General features: G+C 64.7%; 19 protein-coding genes. 11 read left to right on the top strand and 8 right to left on the bottom strand.

What is annotated here, in order from left to right; translation table 11 throughout:
* The first annotated feature begins 86 nt into the window (after window positions 1-86).
* The 5 genes from GGD61_RS20100 to xth all read left to right on the top strand — a co-directional run bounded on the left by GGD61_RS20100 (window position 87) and on the right by xth (window position 6,384).
* A complete protein-coding gene (locus GGD61_RS20100) occupies window positions 87-491 on the top strand; it encodes a GFA family protein (RefSeq protein WP_092251902.1) in 405 nt (134 codons plus the stop codon).
* A 315-nt stretch (window positions 492-806) separates the two neighbouring features.
* Window positions 807-2,021 carry an aminotransferase class I/II-fold pyridoxal phosphate-dependent enzyme gene (locus GGD61_RS20095; protein ID WP_183231038.1) on the top strand — a complete coding sequence of 405 codons (1,215 nt, stop codon included), beginning with the start codon at window positions 807-809 and terminating at the stop codon, window positions 2,019-2,021.
* A gap of 9 nt (window positions 2,022-2,030) precedes the next feature.
* Window positions 2,031-4,508 carry a DNA translocase FtsK gene (locus GGD61_RS20090; RefSeq protein ID WP_018323559.1) on the top strand — a complete coding sequence of 826 codons (2,478 nt, stop codon included), beginning with the start codon at window positions 2,031-2,033 and terminating at the stop codon, window positions 4,506-4,508.
* 151 nt (window positions 4,509-4,659) lie between these two features.
* Window positions 4,660-5,415, top strand: a complete 756-nt coding sequence (locus GGD61_RS20085; RefSeq protein ID WP_092251305.1) for an outer membrane lipoprotein carrier protein LolA — start codon at window positions 4,660-4,662, stop codon at window positions 5,413-5,415.
* 153 nt (window positions 5,416-5,568) lie between these two features.
* Window positions 5,569-6,384 (top strand): exodeoxyribonuclease III, encoded by an 816-nt coding sequence (gene xth / locus GGD61_RS20080; RefSeq protein ID WP_092251306.1) that lies wholly within the window; start codon window positions 5,569-5,571, stop codon window positions 6,382-6,384.
* Window positions 6,385-6,415: 31 nt separating this feature from the next.
* On the opposite strand, the gene GGD61_RS20075 is transcribed toward xth, so the two are convergent.
* Window positions 6,416-6,859, bottom strand: coding sequence for a cyclic nucleotide-binding domain-containing protein (locus tag GGD61_RS20075; RefSeq protein ID WP_018323556.1), 444 nt, complete (start codon window positions 6,857-6,859; stop codon window positions 6,416-6,418).
* 58 nt (window positions 6,860-6,917) lie between these two features.
* Window positions 6,918-7,604, bottom strand: a complete 687-nt coding sequence (locus tag GGD61_RS20070) for a response regulator transcription factor (protein WP_007598630.1) — start codon at window positions 7,602-7,604, stop codon at window positions 6,918-6,920.
* A gap of 179 nt (window positions 7,605-7,783) precedes the next feature.
* On the opposite strand from GGD61_RS20070, the gene GGD61_RS20065 reads away from it, so the two are divergent.
* Both GGD61_RS20065 and GGD61_RS20060 read left to right on the top strand, forming a co-directional pair.
* Window positions 7,784-8,377: a L,D-transpeptidase family protein gene (locus GGD61_RS20065; protein WP_092251307.1), complete on the top strand. Its 594-nt coding sequence runs from the start codon at window positions 7,784-7,786 to the stop codon at window positions 8,375-8,377.
* 6 nt (window positions 8,378-8,383) lie between these two features.
* Window positions 8,384-9,169, top strand: a complete 786-nt coding sequence (locus GGD61_RS20060) for a 2-keto-4-pentenoate hydratase (protein ID WP_092251308.1) — start codon at window positions 8,384-8,386, stop codon at window positions 9,167-9,169.
* 162 nt (window positions 9,170-9,331) lie between these two features.
* Here GGD61_RS20060 and GGD61_RS20055 read toward each other — a convergent pair whose 3' ends face one another.
* Window positions 9,332-10,021 (bottom strand): YggS family pyridoxal phosphate-dependent enzyme, encoded by a 690-nt coding sequence (locus GGD61_RS20055; protein WP_092251309.1) that lies wholly within the window; start codon window positions 10,019-10,021, stop codon window positions 9,332-9,334.
* Window positions 10,022-10,129: 108 nt separating this feature from the next.
* Here GGD61_RS20055 and GGD61_RS20050 point away from each other — a divergent pair, with 108 nt between their 5' ends.
* A complete protein-coding gene (locus GGD61_RS20050; RefSeq protein ID WP_092251310.1) occupies window positions 10,130-11,833 on the top strand; it encodes a diguanylate cyclase domain-containing protein in 1,704 nt (567 codons plus the stop codon).
* Here the strand turns inward: GGD61_RS20050 and GGD61_RS20045 are convergent.
* Window positions 11,830-12,876, bottom strand: a complete 1,047-nt coding sequence (locus GGD61_RS20045; RefSeq protein WP_177236882.1) for a GGDEF domain-containing protein — start codon at window positions 12,874-12,876, stop codon at window positions 11,830-11,832. The two genes, GGD61_RS20050 and GGD61_RS20045, sit on opposite strands and share 4 nt — an antisense overlap.
* Before the next feature lie 191 nt (window positions 12,877-13,067).
* Here GGD61_RS20045 and leuS point away from each other — a divergent pair, with 191 nt between their 5' ends.
* The 3 genes from leuS (at window position 13,068) to holA (ending at window position 17,391) form a co-directional block, all read left to right on the top strand.
* Window positions 13,068-15,692 (top strand): leucine--tRNA ligase, encoded by a 2,625-nt coding sequence (gene leuS / locus GGD61_RS20040; RefSeq protein ID WP_092251311.1) that lies wholly within the window; start codon window positions 13,068-13,070, stop codon window positions 15,690-15,692.
* Window positions 15,679-16,230 carry an LPS assembly lipoprotein LptE gene (gene lptE / locus GGD61_RS20035; RefSeq protein ID WP_092251312.1) on the top strand — a complete coding sequence of 184 codons (552 nt, stop codon included), beginning with the start codon at window positions 15,679-15,681 and terminating at the stop codon, window positions 16,228-16,230. Before leuS ends, lptE begins: the two co-directional genes overlap by 14 nt.
* A gap of 132 nt (window positions 16,231-16,362) precedes the next feature.
* Window positions 16,363-17,391 (top strand): DNA polymerase III subunit delta, encoded by a 1,029-nt coding sequence (gene holA, locus GGD61_RS20030; RefSeq protein WP_183231037.1) that lies wholly within the window; start codon window positions 16,363-16,365, stop codon window positions 17,389-17,391.
* 150 nt (window positions 17,392-17,541) lie between these two features.
* Here holA and GGD61_RS20025 read toward each other — a convergent pair whose 3' ends face one another.
* The 4 genes from GGD61_RS20025 to mnmG form a co-directional block, all read right to left on the bottom strand.
* A complete protein-coding gene (locus tag GGD61_RS20025; RefSeq protein ID WP_177236834.1) occupies window positions 17,542-18,429 on the bottom strand; it encodes a ParB/RepB/Spo0J family partition protein in 888 nt (295 codons plus the stop codon).
* A gap of 144 nt (window positions 18,430-18,573) precedes the next feature.
* Window positions 18,574-19,440: a ParA family protein gene (locus GGD61_RS20020; RefSeq protein WP_091965364.1), complete on the bottom strand. Its 867-nt coding sequence runs from the start codon at window positions 19,438-19,440 to the stop codon at window positions 18,574-18,576.
* A 31-nt stretch (window positions 19,441-19,471) separates the two neighbouring features.
* Entirely contained in the window at window positions 19,472-20,146 is a 675-nt protein-coding gene (gene rsmG / locus GGD61_RS20015; protein ID WP_177236883.1) for a 16S rRNA (guanine(527)-N(7))-methyltransferase RsmG, read from the bottom strand.
* 108 nt (window positions 20,147-20,254) lie between these two features.
* Window positions 20,255-22,135, bottom strand: coding sequence for a tRNA uridine-5-carboxymethylaminomethyl(34) synthesis enzyme MnmG (gene mnmG / locus GGD61_RS20010; RefSeq protein ID WP_092251320.1), 1,881 nt, complete (start codon window positions 22,133-22,135; stop codon window positions 20,255-20,257).
* Between the last annotated feature and the right edge of the window lie 54 nt (window positions 22,136-22,189).

Raw genomic sequence — 22,189 nt, 5'->3', positions numbered from 1 at the left:
TGATTTCACAGCCAAGAAAAGGATTGCCATTCCGCACCGCCGGCGCAGAAATATCGACCACAAGAAACGATAATCGGGAGGTCGTCATGCGCTTGGAAGGCGGATGCTATTGCGGCGAAGTGCGTTACAAAGCCGAAGGTGATCCGATGATGCAGGCCCAGTGTCATTGCCGCGAGTGCCAGTACATCTCGGGCGGCGCACCCAACACCTTCATCGCGATGCCGGCGGCCGGCTTCAGCTACACCCTGGGGCAGCCCAAGCAGTTCACGCGCAAGGATCTCGAACGCGCCGTCACGCGCGAATTCTGCGCCGAGTGCGGCACCCATCTGGTGACCAAGGTTCCCGGACTGCCGGCGGTGGTCGTGAAAGTCGGCACGCTGGATGATCCGACCCAGTTCCATCCGCAGATGGCGATCTACACCTGCGACATCCAGGAGTTTCATGCGATCCCGGCGGGCATGAAGACATTCGAGAAGCTGCCGGGGCGCTGAAGTTCGAATCAAACCAAGGTGACGGTGCGCTCCCTCTCCCGCTTGCGGGGGAGGGCGGGGTGGGGGTGCCTCCGCGGGCGAGAACCCCCAAGAGGAGAGAGCCCTCACCCGGCGCTACGCGCCGACCTCTCCCGCAAGCGGGAGAGGTCGGGGGCCTCGCATCCCGTTGTTATCCGGCCTCATTATTCCTGCTCTGGACGGACCCGCCCGCCGATGGTTAATCGCGTCTTAACCTCGCCCTATCTATGGTGAACTGAACCGCTTCCCGCCGGGGCCTTCGCGCGACCGGCTGTTCCGAGAGTGCTGGCGCCCAGAATGGTCATGACCGCTTCATCCCGTGCGCCACAGGCCAGTGGAAGCTCCGATACCGGACGCTCGCCCTTCGTCCGGCTGAACGAGCTGCTGGCGCCGCATCAACCCGGCAAGCCTTTGATTTCGCTCGCGGTCGGCGAGCCGCAGCACCCCGTGCCTGATTTCGTCGGCCCGGTGCTGGCCAAGCATATCGCCGATTTCGGCCGCTATCCGATGAACCAGGGCACCGACCCGTTCCGCCAGGCCGCGAGCACCTGGCTATCATCGCGCTTCAAGCTGCCGCGACCGCTCGACCCCAAGAGCGAGATTCTCGTCCTCAATGGCAGCCGCGAGGGGCTGTTCCTCGCCGCGATCGCGGCCGTCCGCTATGTCGGCCCGCGCCCCGGCAAACCGGCGATCCTGATGCCGAACCCGTTCTATCCGGTCTACGGCGCCGGCGCGGGTGCTGCAGCGTGCGAGCCGGTCTATCTGCCGACCACGGTCGAGAACGGCTTCCTGCCTGACCTCGATGCCATCGACGAGGCGACGCTGGCGCGCACGGTGGCGTTCTATCTGGCCTCGCCGGCCAATCCGCAGGGCTCGGTCGCCTCGCGCGACTACTTCACGCGCCTGAAGAGCCTCGCCGATCGCTATGGCTTCATGATCCTCAGCGACGAATGCTATTCGGAGATCTATACCCGCGAAGCGCCGGGCAGTGCGCTCGAATGCGCCGGCCCCGATTTCACCCGCGTGGCTGCGTTCCAGTCACTGTCGAAGCGCTCCAACCTGCCGGGCCTGCGCGTCGGCTTTGCCGCCGGCGACAAGAAATTCATCGGCCTGTTCCTGGAGCTGCGCAACATCGCGGCGCCGCAGGTGCCGGTGCCGCTACAGCATGTCGCGACCTTTGCCTATGGCGACGAGGCGCATGTCGAGGAGAACCGCCGGCTCTACCGGATCAAGTTCGATCTCGCCGACCAGATCATCGGCAACCGCTACGGCTATCGCCGGCCTGATGCCGGCTTCTGCGTCTGGCTCAACACGTCCGAGATTGGAGATGACGTGTCGGTGACGCTGAAACTCTTCAAGGAAGCAGGCGTGCGTGTGGTGCCCGGCAGCTTTCTGGCGCGGCAACAGCCCGACGGCTTCAATCCCGGTGCAGGCTATATTCGCCTGGCGCTGGTGCAGGATGGCGAGACCACGGCGCAGGCGCTGCACCGGCTGGTCGAGACTCTGGGTTAGGCGGGGCCCATGAGCATGTCGGCAATCGAACGTGTCATTCCACTGGTCGGCCATCTGCCGCCCTCGATCCGTGAGGGGCTGGCGCGGCGCGTGCGCGAGCTCACCGGCTTCGGCCTGATCGCGTTGTCGGGCGTTGCCTCGGCAGCGCTGATGACCTGGTCGGTGCAGGACCCCAGCCTGAGTCACGCCACCTCGAGGCCGATCCGCAACATTCTCGGTTATGCCGGCGCGATCGGCGCCGACCTTGCGATGCAGATCCTCGGGCTCGGCGCCATCATGCTGGTCCTGACCGTCGCGGTCTGGGGCTGGCGCATGATGACCCACCGCCCGTTCGACCGCGAGGCGCTGCGGCTCGGCTCCTGGATTCTCTGCACGGTGATCGCGGCAGGCTTCGTCAGCTGCTGGCCGCATGGCGGCGCCTGGCCGCTGCCGACCGGCCTCGGCGGCGTGGTCGGCGATGCGCTCGTACGCGCGCCCGCAGTGATTTTCGGGCCGGCCGGCACGATCTATCGCATCGTGCTGGGCACGATCCTGTTCGCTGCGATGGCCGCGACATTCCTGATCGCATGCGGTCTTGGCGCCCGCGAGCACGACGACGAGCTCTCGGAGATCGAGGACGACGACAAGCCGCTCGACGAGGACGAGGAGAACGATCGCGGCTCGGTGTCGCTGGGCTGGCTGTTCCATGCGCTGATGAGCACGAAGGCGCGGCTGATCTGGCTGTGTGGTGCCGCTTACCGCTCGCTGGTCTCGAGCGGCCCGAAGACCAAGGCCGTCGCGTTCAGCCGCCAGGAGCCGAATCTAGGCGGCGGCCGCGCGGCCCCCTCGATCTCGCCGCAGTCCGAGGACGAGGACTATGAGGATCAGCACGAGGAAGAGGAAGAAGACGAGGAGGAAGAGGAGGAGCCTGCCGCGCGCGCCCCGCGCAAGAAGGCTGCCCCGAAAGCCGCCGCGAAGAAATCCTCCGACAAGTTCGAGCTTCCGTCCGTCTCCGTGCTGGCCGCGCCCAAGGCCGGCGATCGCCAGCCGCTCAGCAAGGCCGAGCTGGAAGCCAATTCGCGTTCGCTTGAAGGCGTGCTCCAGGACTTTGGCGTGCGCGGCGAGATCGTCAAAGCCAATCCGGGCCCCGTGGTCACCCTGTACGAACTCGAGCCGGCGCCCGGCATCAAATCGTCGCGCGTGATCGGGCTCGCCGACGACATCGCCCGCTCGATGAGCGCGCTGTCGGCGCGCGTCGCGGTCGTGCCCGGCCGCAACGCCATCGGCATCGAGCTGCCGAACGCGCACCGCGAAAAGGTCTATTTGCGCGAGCTGCTGATCGCCAAGGAAGCCACCGAAACGGTGGCGAAGCTGCCGCTCTGCCTCGGCAAGACCATCGGCGGCGATCCTGTGATCATCGACCTCGCGCGCACGCCGCACATGCTGATCGCCGGCACCACCGGCTCCGGCAAATCGGTCGCCATCAACACCATGATCCTCAGCCTGGTCTACCGGCTGCGTCCGGACCAGTGCCGCCTGATCATGGTCGATCCGAAGATGCTCGAACTCTCCGTCTATGACGGTATTCCCCATCTGCTCACGCCCGTCGTGACCGATCCGAAGAAGGCGGTGGTCGCGCTGAAATGGGCCGTGCGCGAGATGGAGGAGCGCTACAAGAACATGGCCAAGCTCGGTGTGCGCAACATCGACGGCTACAACACGCGCCTGCTCGAATTGAAGGCCAAGGGCGAAGAGCCGACGCGCACGGTTCACACCGGCTTCGACAAGGAAACCGGCAAGGCGATCTACGAGGAAGAAAAGCTCTCGCTCGACCCGCTACCCTACATCGTCATCATCGTCGACGAAATGGCCGACCTGATGATGGTCGCCGGCAAGGACATCGAAGGCGCGGTGCAGCGCCTCGCGCAGATGGCGCGCGCCGCCGGCCTGCACGTGATCCTGGCGACGCAGCGTCCGTCGGTCGACGTCATCACCGGCACCATCAAGGCGAACTTCCCGACCCGCATCGCCTTCCAGGTCACGTCCAAGATCGACAGCCGCACCATTCTGGGCGAGATGGGCGCCGAGCAGCTGCTCGGCCAGGGCGACATGCTCTACATGGCGGGCGGCGGCCGCATCAGCCGCGTGCACGGACCTTTCGCCTCCGACGACGAAGTCGAGAAGGTGGTGCGTCACCTCAAGACGCAGGGCCAGCCGGAATATCTCGAAGCCGTCACGGCCGAAGAGCCCACCGAGGACGAGGACGGTGCGGTGTTCGACGCCACCGGCATGGGCGGCGATGGCGGCGGCGACCTCTTCCAGCAGGCCGTTGCGATCGTCAAACGCGACCGCAAGGCCTCGACCAGCTACATCCAGCGTCGCCTGCAGATCGGCTATAACCGCGCCGCATCCTTGATGGAGCGCATGGAACTGGAAGGCATCGTCGGACCCGCCAACCACGCCGGCAAGCGCGAGATTCTGGTCGAGGAAGAAGACAGCCATATGTGAGGCAGCCGCCTCCAGACATCATTTCACGCGAAATCGTTATCTGCTTTTGCCCGAAATCACGCTAAAAGACGCCCAGCCACGTTAGGACGACGCGTTGATCAGACATCCGGACATTCGATTCGCTGCCACCATCGCTGCGCGAAGCGCGCGCGTGGCCGGCGTGCTTTTCGTCACCGCTGCGATGGTGACGGCGTCCTCGTTCGCGCAGAACGTTCCGGTGCCGAAACCCGCGCCGAAGGGCCGCGACGGCGGAACGTCCGCCGGCGGGCCCGCTGTCACCGGTGCGACTCAGGCGCCGCCGAATCCGGTGATCCCGGATCCGCGCCGCAACGTGCCTAGCAGCATCTTCCAGACCTTCGATGCCAACCAGAAGGCGCAGGCGGCCAAGGTCAGTGCCTATCTGTCGTCGCTGTCGACGCTGGTCGGGAATTTCGTCCAGGTCGGCCCCGACGGCAGCAAGACGCAAGGCGATTTCTACATCCAGAAACCGGGCAAGGTGCGCTTCGAATATGACGCGCCGAGCCCGATCGACATCGTCGCCGACGGATCCTCGCTGGTGGTGCGCGACCGCAAGCTCGCGACCCAGGACGTCTATCCGCTGTCGCAGACGCCGCTGCGTTTCCTGCTGTCGGATCGCATCGACCTGATGAAGGACACCAATGTCGTTGGCGTCTCGGCCGACGACGTCTTCGTCAGCGTCACCATCGAGGAGAAGCAGGCGCTGGTCGGCACCAGCCGCCTCCTCTTGATGTTCGGCGCCAAGGACGGTCAGTTGAAGCAATGGACCGTCACCGATCCGCAGGGCTACGACACCACGATCGCGGTCTACAATCTGGACTCGAGCAAGAAGCTCGATCCCGGCATGTTCAAGATCGATTTCACCAATTACGGCCCGGCACCGGGATAGGTCTCGTAGGGTGGGTAAAGGCGCACTTGCGCCGTGCCCACGATCTCTCGCCTCATGGCAGGCACGTGGGCACGCTTCGCTTTGCCCACCCTACGAGAGCGCGCTGTGGACAAGCATTTTCCCCGCGTTAATCCATGCTAAGACGCATCCCCCATGCGTTTTTCCCTGACAACCTGGAACATCAATTCGGTGCGGCTGCGCATCGATCTGGTCGCGAAATTCCTCAAGAGCGCGCGGCCGGACGTGCTGTGCCTGCAGGAGACCAAGTGCATCGACGATGCCTTTCCGCTGAAGCGCTTCAAGCGGCTCGGCTATGAGCACGTCGCGCTGAACGGGCAGAAGGGCTATCACGGCGTCGCCATCGTCTCGAAGATTCCGTTCGAATCGACGGACATCCGCACCTTCTGCGACAAGGTGGATTCGCGTCACATCTCCGTATCGTTCGGCGAGAAGGCCAACGTCGCAAAGCCGCTGGTCGTGCATAATTTCTACGTGCCCGCCGGCGGCGACATTCCCGATCCCGCACTGAACGAGAAGTTCGACCACAAGCTTCGCTTCCTCGACGAGATGAAGGCGTGCGAGCCGTTGCATCCGCGCGGAGAGGATCGCCACATCCTGGTCGGCGATCTCAACGTCGCCCCGCACGAGAACGATGTGTGGTCGCACAAGCAGCTTCTGAAGGTGGTCTCGCACACGCCGATCGAAACCGAAAAGCTGCAGGCCGCGCTGGCCGCCGGCGAATGGGTAGACGTCGCGCGCGAGCGGATTCCGATGTCGGAAAAAGTCTACACGTGGTGGAGCTACCGCTCCGCCGACTGGACCGTCGGCGATCGCGGCCGCAGGCTCGACCACATCTGGGTCTCGCGCGCGTTGAAGGATGCGGTCAGCGATTTCAGGATCCTGCGCGATGCGCGGAGCTGGGAGCGGCCGTCGGACCATGTCCCGGTGACGGTGACGCTGGAGGTGTGACCTCCCGTAGCCCGGATGGAGCGACAACCTCTCACGACGTCAGCTTCGCACCCGCCATCAGGATATCGCTGGCAATCTGGCTGGAGCGGACCGCGAATTCATCGCGCAGCCGAACCGCTGCGGCGGGGTCGCTTTCGAGCACGCGCTGAAACAGGCTGCGTGCGACGCGAATGACGGAGGAATGCTCCAACGCGATCGCGCTCGATGGCCGCTTCATCGGCACCACCAGCGCAAGCTCGCCGATCAGCGCGCCGGGACCTGCGATCATCTCGGCGCCGGCGCCGTCATCGACCCGAAAGGCGCCGCGCTGGACTACGAAGCCGGCATCGGCGTCGTCGCCGAGATTGAACAGGGTATCGCCGCGGACGAAGTTACGCTGCTCGGAGCCGATCGCCAGCATGCGCAACGAGGCGTCTCCCAACAGGCGCAATGTCGGGACACGCTCGAGAAGCGCTACGTCGTCGTCGATTGACATTCAGATCCGAGGCTCAAAGGCATGCGATCTAAAACGATTCGCACGCCCTTCGAGCGTATCACGGCACCAGCTTGTAGCCACCGGCTTCCGTGACCAGGATTTCCGGGTTGGCGGCATCCTTCTCGATCTTCTGGCGGAGGCGGTAGATGTGGGTTTCCAGCGTGTGGGTGGTGACGCCGGAATTATAACCCCAGACCTCCTGGAGCAGGGTCTCGCGCGAGACCGGCATTTGGCCGGCGCGGTAGAGGAAGCGGAGGATCGCGGTCTCCTTCTCCGTCAGCCGCACCTTGCGCGCATTGGCGGCGGTGAGCATCTTGGAGCCGGGCCGGAAGGAGTAGGGGCCGACCGAGAACACCGCGTCCTCGCTGGCTTCGTGCTGGCGCAGCTGGGCGCGGATGCGGGCCAGCAGAACGGCGAAACGAAAGGGCTTTGCCACATAGTCGTTGGCGCCGGATTCAAGCCCCAAAATCGTATCGGAATCGGTGTCGTGCCCGGTCAGCATGATGATCGGAGCCTTGAAGCCGCCCTTGCGCAAGGAGCGGACCACCTCGCGGCCGTCGGTGTCGGGCAGGCCGACGTCCATCAGGACGAGATCGGGAGCATTGGCCTTGGCCGCGCTCGCGCCTTTGGCGCCGGTATCGACCGCGGAAGCTTCGAATTCTTCGTGTAGCGATAATTGCTCCACCAACGTGTCGCGCAGATCGGTATCGTCATCCACGATCAGGATCTTGCGGGCATTGGCCATAGGGGGTCATCCTTTTGGGGTCCGGCTCGGCGCGCATCCATGCTGCACCCAGCCGTGAGGGGAAGTTTAGGGGTCGCTGTTATTATTGTTGTTCGTGTTGAAGTAGTGGGCTGTTACCGATTCACAAGCCGGAAGCACTCTAACTCAGAATAGCAGGCCGGTTTGATGAATGTCCTGTAATGAATTCGACATTGCACGTTCACATGAAAAATAAAGCAGCTTCAGTTAGTTACACCAAGAATCGAAGCGCCGGACCGCTCTCTGTGATCCGCGTTAAGCCTGCGGCCGGGAATCCGCGCCGAGGCTGGCTGACGGCGGGATCGCTGACCATACCGGTTGCGCTGGGGCGGGGCGGCATCCTGGCCAACAAGCGCGAGGGCGACGGCGGCACCCCCAGGGGCAGCTTCCGTCCGAGGCGCTTGTGGTGGCGGGGTGACCGGCACAGCCGTCCGCAGAGCTTCCTGCCCGCCCGGATCATCACCGCAGAAGACGCCTGGTGCGAGGACCCCAGGGATCGCCATTACAACCAGGGAATCCGGCTCGACGAGGGGCAGGGCGGTGACCGGCTCAAGCGGGCCGACCATCTCTATGACTTCATCATCGAAATCGACCACAACACGCGACCGCGGGTCGCCGGCCGCGGCAGCGCGGTATTCTTGCACCTGGCCCGCGACAATTTCGGCCCGACCGCGGGCTGCGTCTCCATGACGAAATCTGCGATGCTGCAATTGCTGCGGCGATTGGGGCCACGAACAAGAATCATCATCGGGTGAGGATGCATGCTCGACAGGGATCAGATCGCGGCCGCCTCGCGCACCCTCGTTCAACATTGGCGCGACGGCACCAAGCTTGAGGTGCTGGAGTCGCAGCTGCGGCCGCAGAGCCGCACGGAGGGCTATGCTATCCAGGCCGGGCTCGAAACACTGTCGCACGGGACATTGTTCGGCTGGAAGATCGCGGCCACGAGCGTATCAGGACAGAAGCACATCAACGTCACCGGACCGCTGGCCGGCCGCATCATGAGCGACACCGTGATCGCCGATGGCGGCACTGCGTCGATCAAGGGCAACGAGATGCGCGTCGGCGAACCTGAATTCGCCTTCCGCATGGGACGCGATCTGCCGCCGCGTGCAACGCCCTACAGCGTCGATGAGGTGCTCGCCGCCGTCGACACCTTCCATCCTGCGATCGAAATTCCCGATTCGCGGTTTGCCGATTTCGCTGGAGCGGGCGAGGCGCAGCTGATCGCCGACAATGCCTGCGCGCATCTGTTCGTGCTGGGCGCGGCGACGACTGCGAACTGGCGTGGGATGGATCTGGTCGAGGAACGGCCACAGATCACGCTGCGCGGCGAGCGCTATGTCGGCCACGGCAAGAACGTGCTCGGCGATCCCCGCGTAGCGCTCGCCTGGCTCGCCAATGAGCTGGGCGGACTTGGATTGACCTTGCGGGCAGGGGAGGTGGTGACCACAGGCACGTGCCATCCGCCGCTGCCGATCCAGGCCAGCGATCATCTCGCGGCGGACTTTGGCGTGCTCGGGAAGGTATCGGTGGGGTTTGTGTAGGCCCGACCCACTCCGCCGTCGTCCCTGCGAACGCAGGGACCCATAACCCCAGGGAGAAGTTTGGCGAGGATTGGGAGTTACCTGAGTTTCGTCGGTACGAAGACCACCTATCAATCGGAGATCACGCGGTATGGGTCCCTGCGTTCGCAGGGACGACAACAACTATCTATGCCCGAAGATCGCACTCCCCACGCGCACATGGGTGGCACCTAGCATGATGGCATTGGCGAAATCCGCGCTCATGCCCATCGAGAGATTGGTCAATCCATTACGCGCGGCGATCTTGGCGGTCAGCGCGAAATGCGCCGCCGGCGGCTCGTCGACCGGCGGGATGCACATCAATCCAGAGATCGTCAGCCCATAGGTGTCGCGGCAGCTGGCGAGGAAGGCGTCGGCCTCGCCGGGCGCGATGCCGGCCTTCTGCGGCTCCTCGCCGGTGTTGATCTGGACGAAGAGTTGCGGGTGCTTGTTCTGGGATTCGATTTCCTTGGCTAACGCCTGGCAAATGCTCGGACGGTCGACCGAATGGATCGCATCGAACAGCGCGACCGCCTCTTTCGCCTTGTTGGATTGCAGCGGACCGATCAGATGCAGCGCGATGCCGGAGTAAACAGACGTTAACGCAGGCCACTTGCCTTTGGCCTCCTGTACCCGATTCTCGCCGAATACGCGCTGTCCGGCGTCGATAACCGGGGTAATTGCATCCGCGGCGAAAGTCTTGGACACCGCGATCAGGGTCACGGAGGCGCGATCGCGTCGCGCATCCTTGCAGGCACGGGCGATTTCGGCTTCGACCGCGGCAAGCGCGATTGGTGAATGGCCGGTTACCGGCGCGGCGTTGGCTTCTGTCATGACGTCGATTGGCTATGATCCTGACCGAGGTAAGTCCAATTTTACCGAGTTCAAGAAAGAGTTTTTGAACCCTTCGCTTTACCTTGGCCGACGGGGTGGGTAGCGAAGATGGCAACAATCAGTCTCAACCGCAAACGAGCGAAACTCAAGCAGGTTCTCGGAATCCGGGCGCGGCTTGCATTGCTCGCGGTGATTCTGGTGGCACCCTTGATGCTCGAGCGCATCCGTTCGCTCGAAGATACCCGCACCCGGCAGATCGCACAGGCCACCGTTGAATTCACCACCGTCGCGCGGCACAGCGCCGATGCGCAACGCGAGGTGATCTCGTCGGTCGAGACCATCCTGAAGTCGGAGGCCTTCATTCGTGCCTCCGCCGGCGGCGTCAGCAAGAGCTGCGACGTGCTGCGCGCGAGCCTGCCGTCGAACCTGCCCTGGATCCGCACGCTTTTGATCGCCGGCGCAGACGGGCGCATCCAGTGCGCGACGAACAATATGTATGTCGGCCTCGACCTGAGCGACCGGCCCTACTTTCAGCAGGCCCAAACGAGCGGCCGCTTCGTGCTGAGCGATTTCATCCTGTCGCGGCCGATAGCAGCACCGACGGTGATGGCGGCTTATCCCGTATCGGCCTTCAGCGGCGTGTCCGATGCCGTCGTCCTTGCCACGGTCAATCTCGACTGGATGTCGAAGGTCATGAGCAATCTGGGCGGCCGCGCCGGCATCACGGCCGTGCTGGTCGACAGCGCAGGCACCGTGCTGGCCGCGCCGGCCGATCAGCACAGCGCAGTCGGCCGTCCGCTCGACAACATGCCGCTGATGTCGGCGATCGCCGACAGGGCGCTGCGTTCCGATCAGGATGAAGGCTCACTGTCTTTCCTCGCCGCCGACGGCTCGCGCCGCGCGGTCAGCTACATCCGCATCTCCGGCACCAACGCCCGCCTGATCGCCAGCATCGACGAAGACAAGGTGTCCGCGGCGGTCAACCGCGACATCCGCACCGCCTATCTCCAGCTCGCTTTCGTCGTCGTGTTCGTCCTGCTCGGCGCGCTGATCGCCGCCGAAAAGCTCGTCATCAAGCCGATCGAGATGCTCGTCGACATGGCCAAGCGTCTCGGCGAGGGCGATCTGTCGGCGCGCGCGGCGCGCAATCGCCTGCCGGCCGAGTTCGTGCCGCTGGCCCGCGCGTTCAACGCGATGGCGGCGCAGCTGAGCCAGCGCGAGCGCGAGCTGATCGCGAGCAACGACCGGCTGACGGTGATGGCCTCGATCGACATGCTGTCGGGGCTCGCCAACCGGCGCGGCTTCCAGAGCCGGCTCGACTTCGAGTGGATGCGCGCGCAGCAATATGGCAGCGACCTCGCGCTGCTGATGATCGACGTCGACCATTTCAAGCTGTTCAACGACACCTATGGCCATCTCGAAGGCGATTCCTGCCTGACCAGGCTCGGCGAGTCGCTGTCCGGCATCGCCGCCGACACGATGGGCTTCGCGGCACGCTATGGCGGCGAGGAGTTCTGCCTGCTGCTGCCGAACACCGACGTGAACCGCGCCGTCGAAATCGGCGAGCTGGCCCGCGCGGCCGTGCTGAAGCTGTGCCTGCCGCACATCACCTCGGCCCACATGATCGTCACCGTCTCGATCGGCGTTGCCGCGACGAAGCCGAACGAGGCCTTGCGTCCCGGCGACTTGATCGAAGCCGCCGACGCCGCGCTCTACGCCGCAAAACACCGCGGCCGCAACAATGTCGTCGAGCACGGCGTGCAGGCGATCGAGACCGGCGCCGTCGAAATGATGATGGCGGCGAGCGCCTAACCCGCAGTCCCCACGCGATCGAGCTCGGTTTCCGTCACCACGCGATTGCGGCCGCTGCCCTTGGCGAGATAGAGCGCGCGGTCGCAGCGCTCGATGAGATCGTTGACCGCTTCGCCGGCCCGGTACTGCGCCACGCCGATCGACACGCTGATGCTGGGCAGGACCTCGCCGGTGGAGCGGCGGGTGATCGTGCACTCGGCGAGCGCGCGCCTGATCCGCTCGGCAATCTCGGCACAGGTGGCGAGATCGGCATCCGGCAGCACCGCGATCAGCTCCTCGCCGCCATAGCGGGCCGGCAGATCCTGCTCGCGAACCTTTTCACGCAGCACCTTCGCCATCAGGCGCAGCACTTGGTCGCCGACGCCGTGGCCGAAATTGTCGTTGAAGGTCTTGAAGTGGTCGATGTCGAGCATCAGCACGCTGAGCGGCTCGCCCCACGCCGCAGTCGCCCGCGCCTTGCGCAGGAATTCGTCGAGCGCCCGCCGGTTTGCGAGGCCGGTCAGCGTGTCGGTCCGGGCGCGCTCCTCGGACCTCGATAGCGAATCGCGGATCACGTCGAGCTCGCGGGTCTTTTCCGCAAAGCCTGCTTCCAGCCGTGTCGCCCGTGTGGCGGCCCGCGCCAGCTCGTTCATGAGCTGGGCAACCAGCGCCTTCGGATCGACGCCGGCCTTGCCCTGGTCCGCCACCTCGCTGATGACCTGCATCTGCGAATGATTGTCGGCGATCGCGGTCGCCAGAAACTCCTTCGCGGCCCCCATGAGCGCCTGCAGCCGCTCGGACGTGTCGACCACGGCGGCACTCACCTGGGGCGCGACATAGGTCTTGAACAGGTCCTGATTGGTTCGGGCGTCGAACGGACGATTGTGGTCGATCAGGAGATCGATCGCGTTGCGCAGATCCTCGTGGCCGTCGCCGAAATACAGGAACCAGACGGCAAAATTGGCCGGGGTCGGCGCAATCCGCTGTTCGGCCATGCTCCGCATCGCCCGTCCGGCAATGGACGCGGCATAGTCGTAATCGGGCTCGTCGAAGCTGGAATCCATCGCACTCATGCGGTCTCGTCGGGCCGCAAATTGGCATTGACCCCTTAATCACACCCCAACGTCGACCTTCGTAGTTATGCGGAGGCGCCGGCAAGGTTCCAAACTGCGGCAACCCATTGACCCCCTAAGGACTTCTATGGCCTAGTCCGCCGTCTTGAGACGGCCGAACCCACGAAAACCCCAACGATTCCATGACCTCCGAACGCTATAACGCCCGCGACGCCGAACCGCGCTGGCAACGCCTCTGGGACGAACAGGCGATCTTCGTCTCCAAGAACGACGATTCGCGGCCGAAATATTATGTGCTCGAGATGTTCCCCTACCCGTCCGGGCGCATCCATATCGGCCATGTCCGGAATTATACGCTCGGCGACGTGCTGGCCCGCTTCATGCGCGCCAAGGGGTTCAACGTGCTGCATCCGATGGGCTGGGACGCCTTCGGCCTGCCGGCCGAGAATGCCGCGATCGAGCGCAAGGTCGCGCCGAAAGCCTGGACCTACGACAACATCGCCGCGATGAAGAAGCAGCTCCGCTCGATCGGGCTGTCGCTGGACTGGTCACGCGAATTCGCGACCTGCGACCCCAGCTACTACAAGCATCAGCAGAAGATGTTCCTGGACATGCTTGCCGCCGGCCTCGCCGAGCGCGAGAAGCGCAAGCTCAACTGGGATCCGATCGACATGACCGTGCTCGCCAACGAGCAAGTGATCGACGGCCGCGGCTGGCGCTCCGGTGCGATCGTCGAGCAGCGTGAGATGAGCCAATGGGTCTTCAAGATCACGAAGTACTCGCAGGAGCTGCTGTCCGCGCTCGATGGGCTCGATCGCTGGCCCGACAAGGTGCGGCTGATGCAGCGCAACTGGATCGGCCGCTCGGAAGGGCTGCTGGTTCGCTTCGCGCTGGATCAGGCGACGACGCCCGCCGGCGAGAGTGAGCTGAAGATTTTCACGACGCGCCCGGACACGCTGTTCGGCGCGAAATTCATGGCGATCTCGGCAGATCATCCGCTGGCGCAGGCAGCCGCCGCGAAGAACCCCGAGCTTGCGGAGTTCATTGCCGACATCAAGAAGATCGGCACCGCGCAGTCGATCATCGACACCGCGGAGAAGCAGGGCTTTGACACCGGCATCCGCGCCGTGCACCCGTTCGATCCGTCCTGGAAGCTTCCGGTCTATGTCGCGAATTTCGTGCTGATGGAATACGGCACCGGCGCGATCTTCGGCTGCCCGGCGCATGACCAGCGCGACCTCGACTTCGTCAACAAGTACAACCTCGGCAACACGCCGGTGGTATGCCCCGAGGGCCAGGATCCGACGTCGTTCGTCATCACCGACACCGCCTATGACGGTGACGGCCGCATGATCAATTCGCGCTTCCTCGACGGCATGACCATCGAGCAGGCCAAGGACGAGGTCGCCAAACGTCTGGAAAGCGAGCTGCGCGGCAACGCGCCGGTCGGCGAGCGCCAGGTGAATTTCCGCCTGCGCGACTGGGGTATCTCACGCCAGCGCTATTGGGGCTGCCCGATTCCCGTCATCCATTGCCCGAAATGTGATGTGGTGCCGGTACCGGATGCCGATTTGCCGGTCACGCTGCCTGACGATGCGACCTTCGATAAGCCCGGCAATGCGCTCGACCATCATCCGACCTGGAAGCACGTCACCTGCCCCAAATGCGGCGGCAAAGCCCAGCGCGAAACCGACACCATGGACACCTTCGTGGATTCGTCCTGGTACTTTGCGCGCTTCACCGATCCCTGGAACGAGACCGCGCCGACGACACCCGCCGTCGCCAACCGGATGCTGCCGGTCGACCAATATATCGGCGGCGTCGAGCACGCGATCCTGCATCTGCTCTACAGCCGCTTCTTCACCCGCGCGATGAAGGCGACCGGGCACATCGCGCTGGACGAGCCGTTCGCCGGCATGTTCACGCAAGGCATGGTGGTGCACGAGACCTACCAGAAGGCCGACGGCACCTATGTGCAGCCGGCCGAGGTCAAGGTCGAGGTCGGCGGAAATGGCCGCCGCGCAACGCTATTGACGACGGGCGAAGACATCCAGATCGGCCCGATCGAGAAGATGTCGAAATCGAAGAAGAACACGGTCGATCCCGATGACATCATCGAGACCTACGGCGCCGATGTCGCCCGCTGGTTCATGCTGTCGGATTCCCCGCCCGACCGCGACGTGATCTGGAGCGACGAGCGCGTCCAGGGTGCCTCGCGTTTCGTGCAGCGGCTGTGGCGGCTGGTGAACGATTCCATTGAGCTCGGCAAAGCCGCGCCGGCGGCCCGGCCGGCCAGCTTCGGCCCGGACGCGACTGCCTTGCGCAAGGCCGCCCATGGCGCGCTCGACAAGGTCACCACCGGAATCGAGCGGCTGCACTTCAACGTCTGCCTGGCCCATATCCGCGAATTCGCCAATACCTTCTCGGAGATCCTGCAGCGACCCGGCCAGCCCGCTGCAGATTTGGCCTGGGCGATCCGGGAAGCCAGCCAGATCCTGGTCCAGCTGTTCTCCCCGATGATGCCGCATCTTGCCGAAGAGTGCTGGCAGGCTCTGGGCCAGAGCGGGCTGGTTTCCGAGGCCAATTGGCCGCAAATCGAACGCGATTTGCTGGTTGAAGACAGCGTGACCCTCGTGGTCCAGGTCAACGGCAAGAAGCGGGGTGACGTCACAGTTGCAACAGCGGCCCAGAATCCGGAAATCGAGGCTGCCGTTTTGGCTCTCGATGCAGTAAAACTGGCCCTGGACGGCAAGCCCGTCCGCAAGGTGATCATCGTCCCCAAGAGGATCGTAAATGTTGTCGGCTAGGATCCGCATCGCAGCCCGCTTGCTGGCGGTCGCCGCATTGGCGGCGCTGACGGCTGGTTGCTTCCAGCCGATGTATGCCGAGCGTGGCGACGGCACCCCCGGCTTGCGCGAGAAGCTGATGGGGGTCGAGCTCCCGCCGATCGCCAAGCCCAATGCCTCCCGCGAGGCCCGCATCGGTGTCGAAGTCCGCAATGCTCTCGCCTTCAAGCTCTACGGCACTGCGACGGGAATGCCACCGACCCATCGGCTGGACATCCGCTTCATCTCCAGCCGTTCTTCGCTGATCGTCAGCGCCACGACGGGATTGCCGACCAGCGAAAACCTCGGCATCGACGCCCAGTACAATCTGATCGAGGTCGCGACCGGCAAGTCGGTGATGACCGGCACCACGTTCTCGCGCGTGTCCTATGACATGCCCGGGTCCTATCAGCGCTTCTCCCGCACCCGCGCCGTCCGCGACGCGGAGGATCGTGCCGCCAACGAGATCGCCGAGAACATCACGACCCGGCTCGCCTCGTTCTTCACCGCTGGCACCTGATTATTCCCGTCATTCGGGGCTCGCGAAGCGAGAACTACGGTGCGCAATTGCGCACCTGAGAATCTCGTTTCCCAACCTCTGGATTCCGGGTTCGCGCTTCGCGCGCCCCGGAATGACAAGGCAACAGGCAACATGGTCGCGCTGCGTGGAAAAGAGATCGACGCCTTCCTCGCCCGCCCCGATGCGGGCCGCCCGATCATCCTGCTCTACGGTCCCGATGCCGGCCTGGTGCGCGAGCGCGCCGATGCGCTGATCGCATCGGCAGTCGATGATCCCAACGATCCGTTCTCGCTGGTCAAGCTCGACGGCGACGAGCTCTCCGCCGAGCCCTCGCGCCTCGTCGACGAGGCCATGACGGTGCCGCTGTTCGGCGGCCGCCGCGCCATCCGCATCCGCGCCGGCTCGCGCAGCTTTGCCAGCGGCATCGACACGCTGGCCGAGATGAGCGTGAAGGATTGCCGCATCGTGATCGAGGCCGGCGAGCTGCGTCCGGACTCGCCGCTGCGAAAAGCCTGCGAGAAGGCCAAGGCCGCGGTGGCGATCGGCTGCTATCCCGACACGGAGCGCGACCTCGCCAAGCTGATGGATGACGAATTGCGCGTCGCCAATTTGCGCATCGCGCAGGATGCCCGTGCGGCGCTGATGTCGTTCCTCGGCGGCGACCGCCAGGCCTCGCGCAACGAGCTGCGCAAGCTGACGCTCTACGCCCACGGCAAGGGCGAGGTCACGCTGGATGACGTGATGGCCGTGGTCGCCGACGCCTCCGAGCTGAAGCTCGACCCGATCGTCGACGGCGCCTTTGCCGGACGGCCCGACATCGTCGAGACCGAATTCGCAAAAGCCATGATCGCCGGCACCTATCCCGGCGTGATCATTTCCGCCGCGCAGCGCCAGGCTGCGTGGCTGCACAAATCCGCGCTCGCGATCGCCGAGGGTCAGCCTGCCTCCGCTGTGCTCGACGGCGGCTATCCGCGCCTGCATTTCTCACGTAAGCCCGCGGTCGAAACGGCGCTGCGAAATTTCAGCGTGGCGCGGCTCGCCGCCATTATCGAGCAGCTCGCAACCGCGGCGCTCGACACCCGCAAGCAGTCCACGCTAGCCGCCGCCATCGCCCAGCGGACATTGATGGCCATTGCTGCGAATGCAAAGCGGCGGGGCTGAGCCACGCTGTCATCCCCGCGAACGCGGGGATCCATAATCACAGGAAGTGGTTTGGCGAAGACTTGCAGTCCGGTACTGCGCCCCCGGCCCGATCGCTAAATCACGCGGTATGGGTCCCCGCGTTCGCGGGGACGACAGCGAGGGCTTGGCCTACAGCGCGCCCTTGGCCAGCCGCTTCATCACCTCGTCGAGCTGATCGAGGTTGCGGTAGCTGATCTGGACCGAGCCGCCGGGGTCGCGGTGATTGACGGTGACCTTGAGACCGAGCGCGTCGCTGACGCGCTTCTCCAGGTCGATCGTGTCGGGGTCCTTTTCCTTGCCCCCGATAGCGCGCGCCTTCTGCGGCTTGCGCTCGGGCACGCCCTCTTCATGCGCGAGCGCTTCGGCCTGGCGGACGTTGAGGCCCTCCTCGACGATGCGCTTGGCGGCGGCGAGCGGATCCGGCACGCCGATCAGGGCGCGGGCGTGACCTGCGGTCAGCTCGCCGGTCGCGATGAAGGCCTGCACCTCCGCCGGCAGCTTCGTCAGCCGCATCATGTTGGCGACGTGGCTGCGGCTCTTGCCGACGACTTTTGCGATGTCGTCCTGGCTGCGTTTGAACTCGTTGGCGAGCGCGTGATAGCCTTGCGCCTCTTCCATCGGGTTGAGGTCCTCGCGCTGCACGTTCTCGACGATCGCGAACTCCAGCGCATCGCTGTCGCTGATGTCGACCGGGACGATCGGCACCTCGTGCAGGCCGGCCATCTGCGAGGCGCGCCAGCGCCGCTCGCCGGCGATGATCTCGAAGCGATCCTGTGCGCCCTTCACCGGACGCACCACGATCGGCTGGATCACGCCGTGCTGCCTGATCGACTCGCTGAGCTCCTTCAGCTCGGTGTCCGAAAAGGTGCGGCGCGGATTGCGGGGATTGGCCTTGATGAACTCGATCGGCACCTTGCGCTGCGCGCGCGGCCGATCGACATGCTGGGCCTCGCCGCCGACATCACCGATCAGACTTGCAAGACCCCGGCCCAGTCGCGAACGCGCTTCGTCGGCCATCGCCAGCTCCCTTGGATTCACGCTACAGCACTCCAGAACTGAATTTCGAACGTAGGGTAGGCAAAGCGCAGCGTGCCCACCGGTTGCTTATGCGGTGAAGATGGTGGGCACGGCGAAGACGCCTTTGCCCACCCTACGGCACCGTCAATGCGTGACGCGTAGCTCGCGCTCGCGCTGAATCACTTCAGTGGCAAGCCGCAAATACGCTTCGCTGCCGACGCATTTGAGATCGTAGACCAGCACCGGCTTGCCGTAGGACGGCGCTTCGGAGATGCGCACGTTCCGCGGGATCATGGTCTTGTAAACCTTCTCGCCCATGAACTGCCGGACGTCGGCGACGACCTGGTTCGAGAGGTTGTTGCGCGAGTCGAACATGGTCAGCACGATGCCGTGGATCGACAGGTTCGGATTGAGCGTCGAACGAACCTGCTCCACCGTCTGCAGCAATTGCGACAGACCTTCGAGCGCGAAGAACTCGCACTGCAGCGGCACCAGGATCGCATCGGACGCCGCCATCGCGTTCACCGTGAGCAGGTTGAGCGAGGGCGGGCAGTCGATCAGTACATAGGTGTAGTCGGCGTCCGGAGAGACGTTGTTGTTGAGCGCTCCGATCGCGTCGCGCAGCTTGAAGGCGCGGCCTGGCGTGGTGCCGAGCTCGAGCTCGAGGCCGGAGAGATCCATGGTCGAGGGCGCGATGTGCAGCCGCGGCACCGCGGTCGAGACCACGGCCTCGCGCAGCGGGGCTTCACCGATCAGCACGTCATAGGTCGAGCATGAGCGGTTGCGGCGATCGATGCCGAGGCCGGTCGAGGCGTTGCCCTGCGGATCGAGATCGACGATCAGGACGCGCTCGCCGATCGCAGCGAGCGCCGTGCCGAGGTTGATCGCTGTGGTTGTTTTTCCCACACCGCCCTTCTGATTCGCCAGCGCCAGGATGCGCGGATGGCCATGCGGCACCTCGCTGGTCGGTTCTTGGGTCTGTTCTTGCTGCGGCTCGTCAATCACGGTCATCGAAATTTTCCCCACTCAACCCCTGAGCGCCTCAGCTGCGCCGTTCGGCGGCATCGAGCTCCACGATCCAGCCGTCACCCGTGCGGCTTTGGTGGAGCCGAGGCTCGATATTCCAATATTTAGCGGCTTCGGTCAATTCAGCCTCTACATCTTGACCCTTAGGAAATAACGCCTTTGCGCCCTGGCGCATCAGCGGCTCCGCAAAGCCGATGAGTTGATGTAGCGGAGCCAGCGCACGCGCGGTGACGCAATCGACGGGGCCGGTGATTCTATCCACATTATCCCCGATCTCAGCGAGATGTACGACTCCCGGAGATGTGGTGACGCGAATTGCTTCGCGCAGAAATGCCGCCTTCTTGGCGATTCGCTCGACGAGGTGAACTTTCGCGTCCGGCGACGCCGCCATAGCGCAGGCCAGCACGACGCCGGGAAAACCGCCGCCGCTGCCGAGGTCAGCCCAGCGCTTTGCGGTCGGCGCGAGATCGACAAGCTGGAGCGAATCGGCGATGTGCCGGGTCCAGAGGTTTGGCAGGGTCGAGGGCGCGACGAGATTGGTCTTGGCCTGCCACTCCCGCAGCAGCGCAATGTAGCGGTCGAGCCGTATCTCGGTTTCACGTGAAACGGGCGCGAGTTTGAGCGCCGCGATCTTGTCCGCGGCGATGATGGCATCGAGCGACTGATCATTGGCGCTGCTGGCCTTGTCGATCTTCGGTCTTGCCGGCGGTTCGCTACGCCGCCCAGCGCCCTCACCCGTTCCGGGTCGTCGCGATAGCGGTCTGTCCCCGCCCGGTCCGCGCTGTTTCACGTGAAACGCCTATGCGATTGCCTGGGAAGTCTTCCGTGCCTCGCGGCGGAGATAGGCCGCGAGAATACCGAGTGCCGCCGGCGTCATGCCATCGATGCGGCCGGCCTGACCGACCGTGAACGGCCGTGCCTTCGCCAGCTTGGCGCGCACCTCATTGGAGAGCCCGGGCACCTGCTGGTAATCGACGTCCGCCAGCACCAGCCCCTCGTCGCGCCGGAAGGCTTCGACGTCGGCGCTCTGGCGCTCGAGGTAGACATCGTACTTGGCGTCGATCTCGAGATGGGTGGCGATAACAGGGTCGATGGCCGACAGCTCCGGCCAGATCGCGCGGATCTGGCTCCAGCCGATATCCGGGTAGGCCATCAGCGAGAACGCCGACCGGCGTTGGCCGTCCCGATTCAGGGACAGTCCGTGCTTGATCGCCTCGTTCGGGGTGATCGCCAGCGACTTCGAGAGCGTCCTGGCCGCGTTCAGGGCGTCCATCTTGGCACGGTGATGCTGGGTCCGGGCACTGCCGACGCACCCCAAAGCGATACCCTTCTCGGTCAGGCGCTGATCAGCATTGTCCGCCCGCAGTGTCAGCCGGTACTCGGCCCTAGATGTGAACATTCGATAGGGCTCGCTGATCCCGCGGGTCACGAGGTCGTCGATCATCACGCCGAGATAGCCATCGGCGCGGTCGAACACGGTCAGTGCGGCCCCGCTCGCAGCCAATGCCGCGTTCAGGCCGGCCACGATGCCCTGCCCGGCGGCCTCTTCGTATCCGGTGGTGCCGTTGATCTGTCCGGCCAGGAACAGGCCGCGCAGACGCTTGGTCTGCAGGGTCGGATCGAGCTCGCGGGGATCGATATGGTCGTATTCGATGGCATAGCCCGGGCGGACCATCTTGACCCGCTCCAGGCCAGGAATGCTGGCGAGGATCGCGAGCTGGACTTCCTCGGGCAGCGAAGTCGAGATGCCGTTGGGATAGACCGTGCTGTCGTCGAGCCCTTCCGGCTCCAGGAAGATCTGGTGACCGTCGCGATCGCCAAAGCGGACGATCTTGTCCTCGATCGAGGGGCAATAGCGGGGACCAGAGCTCTTGATCTGGCCGGAGTACATCGGCGAGCGATGAACATTGGCCCGGATCACCTCATGGGTCGCGGACGTGGTCCGGGTGATGCCGCACTGGATCTGCGGGGTCGTGATCCGCTCGGTCATCACCGAGAACGGCTCCGGCGGCTCGTCGCCGGGCTGCATTTCGACCGCCGACCAGTCGATCGTGGTGCCGTCCAGACGCGGCGGAGTGCCGGTCTTGAGCCGTCCCAGGGTGAAGCCGGCGCGCTCAAACGAGCCGGAAAGACCCATCGCGGGCGCCTCATCGACGCGGCCGGCCGGCCAGTTCTTCTCGCCGAGATGAATGAGACCGCGGAGGAAGGTGCCCGTGGTGACAACCACAGCCCCTGCCCGAAGCTCACGGCCATCGGCCAGGCGCAGACCGGTGACTCGGCTATCGGCCACGATCAACTCGTCAGCCTCGCCCTCGATGACCGAGAGACCCTCGGTCTGCCGGATCGCGGCCTGCATCGCGGCGGCATAGAGCTTCCGGTCTGCTTGGGCGCGAGGACCGCGGACGGCGGGACCTTTGCGGCGATTGAGCACGCGAAACTGGATGCCGCCGGCATCGCCCACGCGACCCATCAGACCGTCCAGCGCATCGACCTCCCGAACCAGATGACCCTTGCCGAGGCCGCCGATCGCGGGATTGCAGGACATCGCACCGATCGTGGAGAAACGATGCGTCACCAGAGCGGTCGTCGCGCCCATCCGGGCGGCCGCAGCCGCGGCTTCACAGCCGGCGTGGCCGCCGCCAATCACGATGACGTCGAAGCTTTCTCGCACTGTTCGCATGGCGGACTTCTAGCTCAGTGTCGGGAAAGCCGGAAGAAGAAACTCGTGGGCGGA

It is taken from the genome of Bradyrhizobium sp. SBR1B, from assembly GCF_014198205.1.
In the GTDB taxonomy this organism is placed as follows: domain Bacteria; phylum Pseudomonadota; class Alphaproteobacteria; order Rhizobiales; family Xanthobacteraceae; genus Bradyrhizobium.
Note: the sequence above shows the minus strand (reverse complement) of the source record. Positions and strands in the feature narration are given on the sequence as shown.

Excerpts from the sequence above, each read along its gene's own strand:
- GGD61_RS20100 (WP_092251902.1), top strand. The coding sequence starts at position 87 with ATGCGCTTGGAAGGCGGATGCTATTGCGGCGAAGTGCGTTACAAAGCC.
- GGD61_RS20095 (WP_183231038.1), top strand. The coding sequence starts at position 807 with ATGGTCATGACCGCTTCATCCCGTGCGCCACAGGCCAGTGGAAGCTCC.
- GGD61_RS20090 (WP_018323559.1), top strand. The coding sequence starts at position 2,031 with ATGAGCATGTCGGCAATCGAACGTGTCATTCCACTGGTCGGCCATCTG.
- xth (WP_092251306.1), top strand. The coding sequence starts at position 5,569 with ATGCGTTTTTCCCTGACAACCTGGAACATCAATTCGGTGCGGCTGCGC.
- GGD61_RS20075 (WP_018323556.1), bottom strand. The coding sequence starts at position 6,859 with ATGTCAATCGACGACGACGTAGCGCTTCTCGAGCGTGTCCCGACATTG.
- GGD61_RS20070 (WP_007598630.1), bottom strand. The coding sequence starts at position 7,604 with ATGGCCAATGCCCGCAAGATCCTGATCGTGGATGACGATACCGATCTG.
- GGD61_RS20065 (WP_092251307.1), top strand. The coding sequence starts at position 7,784 with ATGAATTCGACATTGCACGTTCACATGAAAAATAAAGCAGCTTCAGTT.
- GGD61_RS20060 (WP_092251308.1), top strand. The coding sequence starts at position 8,384 with ATGCTCGACAGGGATCAGATCGCGGCCGCCTCGCGCACCCTCGTTCAA.
- GGD61_RS20055 (WP_092251309.1), bottom strand. The coding sequence starts at position 10,021 with ATGACAGAAGCCAACGCCGCGCCGGTAACCGGCCATTCACCAATCGCG.
- GGD61_RS20050 (WP_092251310.1), top strand. The coding sequence starts at position 10,130 with ATGGCAACAATCAGTCTCAACCGCAAACGAGCGAAACTCAAGCAGGTT.
- GGD61_RS20045 (WP_177236882.1), bottom strand. The coding sequence starts at position 12,876 with ATGGATTCCAGCTTCGACGAGCCCGATTACGACTATGCCGCGTCCATT.
- leuS (WP_092251311.1), top strand. The coding sequence starts at position 13,068 with ATGACCTCCGAACGCTATAACGCCCGCGACGCCGAACCGCGCTGGCAA.
- lptE (WP_092251312.1), top strand. The coding sequence starts at position 15,679 with ATGTTGTCGGCTAGGATCCGCATCGCAGCCCGCTTGCTGGCGGTCGCC.
- holA (WP_183231037.1), top strand. The coding sequence starts at position 16,363 with ATGGTCGCGCTGCGTGGAAAAGAGATCGACGCCTTCCTCGCCCGCCCC.
- GGD61_RS20025 (WP_177236834.1), bottom strand. The coding sequence starts at position 18,429 with ATGGCCGACGAAGCGCGTTCGCGACTGGGCCGGGGTCTTGCAAGTCTG.
- GGD61_RS20020 (WP_091965364.1), bottom strand. The coding sequence starts at position 19,440 with ATGACCGTGATTGACGAGCCGCAGCAAGAACAGACCCAAGAACCGACC.
- mnmG (WP_092251320.1), bottom strand. The coding sequence starts at position 22,135 with ATGCGAACAGTGCGAGAAAGCTTCGACGTCATCGTGATTGGCGGCGGC.